This window comes from Bacteroidales bacterium (assembly GCA_012517825.1).
In the GTDB taxonomy this organism is placed as follows: Bacteria; Bacteroidota; Bacteroidia; order Bacteroidales; family JAAYUG01; genus JAAYUG01.
Window position 1 is genome coordinate 1 of the sequence record JAAYUG010000133.1, and the last position, 7,653, is coordinate 7,653.

Annotated in this window: 6 protein-coding genes; 4 read left to right on the plus strand and 2 right to left on the minus strand. The window is 44.7% G+C overall.

Annotated elements, in window-relative coordinates; genetic code table 11:
* Window positions 1–223: 223 nt before the first annotated feature.
* Window positions 224–1,576 carry an adenylosuccinate lyase gene (gene purB / locus GX419_09065; protein NLI24840.1) on the plus strand — a complete coding sequence of 451 codons (1,353 nt, stop codon included), beginning with the start codon at window positions 224–226 and terminating at the stop codon, window positions 1,574–1,576.
* Here purB and GX419_09070 read toward each other — a convergent pair.
* Complete coding sequence (locus GX419_09070; GenBank protein NLI24841.1) at window positions 1,552–2,346, minus strand: methyltransferase domain-containing protein; 795 nt, start codon at window positions 2,344–2,346, stop codon at window positions 1,552–1,554. The two genes, purB and GX419_09070, sit on opposite strands and share 25 nt — an antisense overlap.
* A gap of 130 nt (window positions 2,347–2,476) precedes the next feature.
* On the opposite strand from GX419_09070, the gene GX419_09075 reads away from it, so the two are divergent.
* Genes GX419_09075 through GX419_09085 form a run of 3 tightly spaced genes read left to right on the plus strand, consistent with a single transcriptional unit; the run spans window position 2,477 to window position 6,218 of the window.
* Complete coding sequence (locus GX419_09075) at window positions 2,477–4,381, plus strand: ATP-binding cassette domain-containing protein (GenBank protein ID NLI24842.1); 1,905 nt, start codon at window positions 2,477–2,479, stop codon at window positions 4,379–4,381.
* A gap of 23 nt (window positions 4,382–4,404) precedes the next feature.
* On the plus strand, window positions 4,405–5,361 hold the full coding sequence (locus GX419_09080) for a hypothetical protein (GenBank protein NLI24843.1): 957 nt from the start codon (window positions 4,405–4,407) through the stop codon (window positions 5,359–5,361).
* 5 nt (window positions 5,362–5,366) lie between these two features.
* Complete coding sequence (locus tag GX419_09085; GenBank protein NLI24844.1) at window positions 5,367–6,218, plus strand: glycosyltransferase; 852 nt, start codon at window positions 5,367–5,369, stop codon at window positions 6,216–6,218.
* A 6-nt stretch (window positions 6,219–6,224) separates the two neighbouring features.
* On the opposite strand, the gene amrB is transcribed toward GX419_09085, so the two are convergent.
* Window positions 6,225–7,307 carry an AmmeMemoRadiSam system protein B gene (gene amrB / locus GX419_09090; protein NLI24845.1) on the minus strand — a complete coding sequence of 361 codons (1,083 nt, stop codon included), beginning with the start codon at window positions 7,305–7,307 and terminating at the stop codon, window positions 6,225–6,227.
* Window positions 7,308–7,653 lie beyond the last annotated feature (346 nt).

Below are 7,653 nucleotides of genomic sequence, written 5' to 3' on the forward strand. Positions count from 1 at the left end.
CAAATACAAACGGCAGGGTGTTTGCATAAGAGACCGCAGATACTCTGTAAATAGAATAAGGCTGTTCCATATTTCAACCTGGATGAACAGGTGCGAATGTAGGAAATAAGTTTCTCCCAGAATATGCTGATAAACTTATTAGGCTAAATAATCCTGCTCTGCGGAACCCGGCATTCAGGAACCGTTTTTTTGCTAAATTTGTCAGGTAAAACAACCAGCTAGGATGAATTTAACCCCCCTTATGGCCATTTCGCCTGTCGATGGCCGATATTACAGCAAGGTTCAGGAGCTGTCTCAGTTTTTTTCCGAGTTTGCCCTGATACGTTACCGCCTGCAGGTAGAGGTGGAATATTTCATTGCTTTGTGCGAACTTCCGTTGCCTCAGTTGAAGGATTTTGATAAAGTGCGGTTTCCTGAATTGCGTAAGATTTATCATTCATTTACTGAAGCCGATGCGGAAAACATAAAGAATATAGAAAAAACCACCAACCACGATGTTAAAGCGGTCGAGTACTTTCTCAAAGAGAAGTTCGACGGGCTGGGGCTTTCGAAATACCGTGAATTCGTTCACTTCGGACTTACTTCCCAGGATATTAACAATACAGCCGTACCGCTTTCGCTGAAAGAGGCAATGGAAAAATGCATCCTGCCTTCATTGATGCAGGTAATTGACTCTCTGGAAGGAATGGCAGAACAGTGGAAGAATGTGCCGATGCTGGCCCATACGCATGGCCAGCCTGCTTCCCCTACAAAACTTGGAAAGGAAATCAAGGTTTTTTCGAACCGGTTGCGGGATCAGCTGGAACTGCTGAATACAGTACCCTATGCTGCCAAGTTCGGCGGGGCTACCGGCAACTTTAATGCCCATTTTGTTGCCTACCCGCAATTTAACTGGCCACTGTTTGGCGATCATTTTGTCAATACAAAACTTGGACTGAAGCGCACACCAATTACTACCCAGATCGAACCGTATGATAACATGGCCGCCTTTTGTGATGCGCTCCGAAGGCTTAATACCATATTGATTGATTTCTGCAGGGACGTTTGGGCCTATATTTCAATGGAATATTTTCGTCAGAAGGTTAAGGAGAATGAGGTTGGTTCCTCTGCCATGCCCCATAAGGTTAATCCCATTGATTTTGAAAATGCCGAAGGGAATCTGGGTGTTGCCAATGCCCTGCTGGAACATTTTTCCTCTAAACTACCCGTTTCACGGCTTCAGCGGGATCTTACCGACTCAACCGTTCTCCGAAACACCGGGGTTCCGCTTGCTCACATGCTCATTGCCTATAAATCGCTATTGAAAGGCATGGATAAGCTTTTGCTCAATGAAGAAGCTTTGTATGCCGATCTTGATGCAAACTGGGCTGTGGTGGCTGAGGCAATTCAGACCATCCTCCGGAGAGAAGGATTTCCCAAACCGTATGAAGCACTCAAACAGCTTACGCGAACCGGCGCCGCCATTACCCGTGAACAGATAAGCGCTTTTATCGACCAGCTTACTGTTTCCGAGCAGGTTAAGGAAGAACTCAGGCGGATTACTCCTTATAATTATACCGGAGCCGATCTTTTCTGAATCAGTGCACGAGCCTTTGACCCGGTTTTCAGTAACCGGTTTAGCCAGTTGAAAGTTGTTTTTGAGGAGTACGTTTCCCATAAAACTACCTGGAAGCCTGTCATATCGCATAGCAATCGGAATGGCTTTTCTGAAAATTCATGGCAATGTCCGGGAAAATAGTCATCCTGGTACTTTCGTTTGTGCAGCCGGCTTTTCTCAAGAAATCTTTTGAACCTGGCTTCTGCTCCGTCAATATTGGGGAATTCAAGCAGGGCAATTCCTCCTTCCCTCAGCAAGGCGTTAATTTTCTGCATGGCCAGGACAGGGTCCGGTAAATGCTCCAGTACATGACGCAAAGTTACCAGATCGTAACTTTCTTCCTTATCAGGAATATAGCTGAGAAAATTGGCCGTAATTATGTTGATTCCGTATCGTTTCTGAAGCTCTGAGGCATACATTTCACTGAGTTCCATGCCGGTTACTTTCCATCCATGATCTCTTGCCACCAGCAGAAGACTACCGTTACCGCAACCAATATCCAGCAGAGTGCCTGGTTGCGGAATATGACGGGCTATGAATTCAAAGGTCTTTTTCTGTCCTTTATATTGTTTATGAAGATGTAAAGAAGGATCGACAAAGGTATACGTATATTTTTTCTGGTCAAGTCCTCCCCGTAAGTCGTAATTAACCAGTCTGCATGATTTGCAGCGGTAAAAATGAAACTGTCCGTTATTACCCTGTTGGTAAAACAGATAAAGACTTTCACTTCCGCACAAACGGCAATTCATTATATTTTTTACACAAAGAAAGCCAAGAATTTTAATCATGCAAGCAAGATGGAACAGAATTATGTTAAGTTCTTATGGTGGAGAAACGGCATAACTGACATCAGGAAAAATAATAGGGGTAAAATATACCATGCTATTTTTCGTTTTATTCTTCCGGTATGTAATTGCGTATTTTTGTACATTTGCGCGGTCTTTTGTTTTTATAATTACTCTGGTGAAGAAATATTTATCATTGCTAAAATACCTGAAGCCTTACCTGCCCAAGGTTGGTATCAGTCTATCCTTCAATCTTTTATCGGTTTTCTTTTCCCTCTTTTCCCTTACCATGCTCATCCCGGTATTGCAGATCTTGTTCAATCAGCAGCCTCTGGTAAGCGAGCCTGTAGCTTTTGAGCTTAATGTTAAAGCCATTGCCCACAACTTCAATTATCTCATTTCCCATGTTATTCTGACCAGAGGAAAAATCAGTGCCCTTGTTTTTGTCAGTCTGGTGATACTGATATTTATTTTTCTGAAAAATGCGTTTCAGTATCTGAGCGTATATTTTCTCGCTCCTGTCAGAACCGGAGTAATTAAAGACATTCGCAATACCTTATTCCGCAAGATTATTGATCTTCCGCTGGGGTATTACTCGGGCGAACGAAAGGGGGATATCATATCACGCATTACCACGGATGTTAACGAAATTGAAGCATCGATTATCCGTTCGCTTGATCTTTTCTTCCGTGAACCGGTTATGATCATTGTTTATCTCGGTTCGCTCATTTACATGAGCCCGGGGCTTACCCTGTTTGTGCTGATTCTTCTTCCGATATCGGGTCTGATCATTGGCCGCATTGGCCGCACGCTGCGGAGGAATTCTGCCAAAGTCCAGAAAGCGATGGGGTCGTTGCTTTCCATTATTGAGGAAGCCATCGGCGGGTTGCGCATTATCAAAGCCTTCAATGCAGAGGAGAAAACCCACGAAAAGTTTTACCGAACAAATGATCAGTTTACCCGGCTGATGATCAAAAACTGGCGACGGCGTGATCTGGCATCCCCGCTCAGTGAATTTCTCGGCGTAGCCATTCTGATTCTTGTCATGTGGTATGGCGGAACACTGGTTCTGGGTGAGAAATCCGAACTTTCCTCAGCCGAATTCATTACCTACATTGGGATATTTTCGCAGGTCATTAATCCGGCCAAACAATTTACCAATGCCTATTACAGTGTGGTGAAAGGGATGGCATCAGTTGACAGGGTTAACTATATTCTGGATACTCAGAATACCATAGTGGAGAAAAAGGATGCCCTCAGCCTCAGGGAGTTCAGGGAAGCCATCGTTTACCGGGATGTTAGTTTTCGGTACAATACCACCTATGTATTGCGCAATATCAATCTTACTATTGAGAAAGGGAAAACCATTGCCATTGTAGGACAGTCGGGGAGTGGTAAAAGTACCCTGGTTGACCTCCTGCCCCGTTTTTATGATGTAACCGAAGGGGATATACTGATTGACGGATACTCGGTGAAAGATTACAAAATTCAGGATCTGAGAAATCTGATCGGGTATGTCAACCAGGACCCCATCCTTTTCAATGATACCTTTTTCAACAACATTGCTTTTGGGGTGGAAAATGCAACAGAAGAGGAGGTGATTAATGCCGCACAGGTGGCCAATGCCCATGAATTTATTATATCCAGTCCGGAGGGTTACCAGACTTTCGTTGGTGACCGCGGAGGAAATCTCAGCGGCGGACAACGCCAACGCATCAGCATTGCGCGGGCCGTGCTGAAAAATCCCCCCATCCTGATATTGGACGAAGCAACCTCTTCCCTTGATTCAGAATCGGAACGCCTCGTACAGGATGCTCTTTTCCGCCTTATGAAAAACCGGACTTCGCTGGTAATTGCTCATCGGCTTTCCACTGTTCAGTATGCCGATGAAATTTGTGTTCTAAACAAGGGAGAGATCATTGAACGGGGTAAACACGAGGAATTGCTGAAGCTTAACGGGGCCTATCGAAGGCTGTATGATATCCAGATGTTTGTTTAACTTTTTTCAAATTATACCAGCGGATGAAAATCAGCGGTTTTACCATGGGTAAGAATGTCAGTAAGTTGTATTACCCGATGAAGGCTTCTATTCAGTCGATTCTGCCTATTGTTGATGAATTTATCGTCGTTCTGGGCGATAGTGACCCCGACGATACAACCCGTGAAGAAATTGAAAGCATAGGAGACCCCAAAATCAAAATCATTGACACAGTATGGGATATTGAAAAATATCCCCGCGGAATGGAACACGCCCATCAGACAGATATTGCCAAATCATATTGCACGGGTGACTGGCTCTTTTATTTGCAGGCCGATGAAGTGGTTCACGAAAAAGACCTCCCGGTCATCAAAGCCCGCTGCGAAGAGTTATTGGATAAAACAGAAGTCGAGGGATTATTGTTTAACTACATCCACTTCTGGGGCGATTACTGGCATTATCACGATTCACACGGATGGTACAGAAAGGAAATCCGGATCATCCGGAATGACCCTGAAATTCATTCCTGGGAGTCAGCCCAGTCATTCCGCCGCATTCCTGATTTCGATCAGCTGAATTACCGGCAGCAGAAAGGTACTTATAAACTAAAGGTAGCCCAGGTTGATGCATCCATTTACCATTACGGATGGGTGAGACCTCCCTCCTACATGAAAAGCAAGATCAAAGCATTCAAAACAAACCATCAGGGAAGAGCACGAATTGAAGAACTTGAACGATCCAGAAAGGACTATTTTGCCTTTGATTATGGGGTGGTAGGGAACCTGCCGGTTTTTAAGGGAACCCATCCTGCTGTAATGAACGAATGGATTGCCAGATTCAACTGGGGGGATCAGCTTCAGTATTCAGGAAAACCAAACCGCAACAGGCTTCCCCATAAACATGAGAAGTTCCGCTACCGGCTTGCCACCTGGATTGAAAAGAAACTCCTGTTTGGTAAACCCATTGGTGAATTCAGAAATTACATTCTTCTGAAGGTGTGATGATAATGGATACGAACCCTCCGGCTCTTCCGGCCTCTCTGATTATTTCCTTTTACAACAAACCGGAAACGCTCGCACTGGTTTTGCAATCCGTCAGAAATCAGTCAGCTGGGTCTTTTGAAATACTCATTGCCGATGACGGATCATCAGAAGAAACGGTTGAAAAGCTCAGCAAACTTATTAAGGATTTTCCCTTTCCTGTTCGGCATATCTGGCACGAAGACAAAGGCTGGAGAAAGAATGCCATTCTTAACAGGGCAGCTGCTGCAGCATCATCAGACTATCTGATTTTTATTGACGGAGACTGCATACTTCATAAGCATTTCGTAAAAGAACATATAAACCACAGAAAAACAGGTACAGTGCTTACGGGCCGGCGGGTCTATCTTTCTCCTGCTGCCACATCGCTGATCCTTCAGTCAGGAGATTTCAGAAAGGTGTATTCACTTCCGGTTGTTCTTCGTCTTCTATACGACAGGTATGCAGATCAATCTTCGGCACACCTGGAGAACGCATTGTATCTCGGAAATATGTTTCTGCGAAAGTTCATAAACCGAAAAGACAGGGGCGTTCTGGGTTCCAATTTTTCCCTTTACCGCAACGATCTGATCCGAATCAACGGTTTTGATGAACAATACACTGCTCCTTATGTGGGCGAAGACACTGACCTCGAATACCGACTTCGTTTGGCCGGCATGCAGGTTAAAACTCTGAAACACCTGGCCATACAATACCATTTATTTCATCAGCGACAGGAGAAAAATACCCTCAATGAAGAAATTTTTAAAAAGACAAAATCAGAGGGCAGGTATTATGCCGAAAAAGGCATAAATCAGTACCTTGCATCCGGTTCCTGATAGTGTTTATTCAAAACCGACAGAGGCGTAACCAACCCAATGCCGCAACGTGGCATTTGCTGTTTTTCCCATCCCCAGATCTTCAACAGGCAGGCGAAGATGGTCTATGCTGGTGGCATACCCTATAATCTGTCCTTCCGGAATATTGCCCGTTTTCTGACCAAGGTTCAATGCAACAAGCAAACCGAACGGTACGGAATATCTTCCGCACCAGGTCCACAGATATTCCCTGTAATCGTCTGGATGTACAGTATATCTGGTAAATTTCCATATTTTTTCCTTACTGATCGGTCCTTTGAGGCACGAATCCAAAATTTCCTTTTCATGCTTTACTGCAAGCTGATACCCGGCCGTATCGGCTCCATAAGGGGCATAGTTCTTTCCGCCCCAGTCCTCATCGCCGTAATGAACTGCATCGGTTGAAACAACAAGGGCAAAGTCCTTTCCCCAGCTCATATTGCTTTTTTTAGCTATCTGCACTATGCTTTCTGCCAGCTTTGCGGCAATTTCCTGCATTCTTTCAAACGACATGGCCGGAACAAGAATCGGCACGATCTGTACATTCCGGTTGTAATATTGAAGAAAGGGGACAAGGGCTTCCAGGGAATGCTCAACATTATGCAACGTATCGCTGACCATATATACTGCCGTGTCAAGCTGTTCAATGAGCATATCCCTAAGAGGAGAGATGGTAACGCTTCCGTAAGGTCCAGACCACTTTTTCCATGCATCAAATACTATCCTGTTTTCAATTCCCATGCTCCTTGCCTTGTGTGCCACACCGAAAAGGATAACCACCGGAGCTTTTACTGAACGGAGTACGTGTGCATACAGGAATCCAGCATAAGTGTAATCATCGTGCGGACATATAGCCAGACGGAAAATTCCGTTTTGATCTGATTTGACGGACATGGAATCCTGCATTTTATCCATCCGGTCAATGCGAACCATAATGCTGTCCATCTGCCATGCAAGATGAGCAAAACCAATTGTGTCAACTGGCTGTCGGGTTCTGGTTTCCTTTGTCAGTTGCCGGCAGGAACTCAGAATACCGCTGATAATGAATAAGGTAATCAGTATCTTTTTCATGGTGCGATCATAAGGAACATACAAAGGTAGTTATTCTTCTTTCTTTGTATTACGGTAATCGTATGCCCGGTTTAGGTGTTTTGCCTGACCCTGAATGCTTTTGGTTTCCGTTCAGAAAAGAGATGCTTTCTGGAAACCGGGTTGAACTCTTGACTCCTTTATTCTTCGATTGGTGAAGAGCGAAAGACCAAAATAGCATCATTTCTCGCTTCGTCTGCTTTTTTTATTGTCCTCAGTCCTTCTGTAAGCAGAGCTTCCATCGGACCCATTGCGGCTGCGGAGAAAGAGGGATTACCTGGCGGTGATCCCGGAAGGGGGGATCCTACAGCCGCAATGGCATCCTTCG

Bases quoted from the DNA above. Each gene is read 5' to 3' on its own strand.
- GX419_09085 (NLI24844.1), top strand. From the start codon at position 5,367: ATGGATACGAACCCTCCGGCTCTTCCGGCCTCTCTGATTATTTCCTTT.
- GX419_09080 (NLI24843.1), top strand. From the start codon at position 4,405: ATGAAAATCAGCGGTTTTACCATGGGTAAGAATGTCAGTAAGTTGTAT.
- GX419_09070 (NLI24841.1), bottom strand. From the start codon at position 2,346: ATGAATTGCCGTTTGTGCGGAAGTGAAAGTCTTTATCTGTTTTACCAA.
- amrB (NLI24845.1), bottom strand. From the start codon at position 7,307: ATGAAAAAGATACTGATTACCTTATTCATTATCAGCGGTATTCTGAGT.
- purB (NLI24840.1), top strand. From the start codon at position 224: ATGAATTTAACCCCCCTTATGGCCATTTCGCCTGTCGATGGCCGATAT.
- GX419_09075 (NLI24842.1), top strand. From the start codon at position 2,477: ATGCTATTTTTCGTTTTATTCTTCCGGTATGTAATTGCGTATTTTTGT.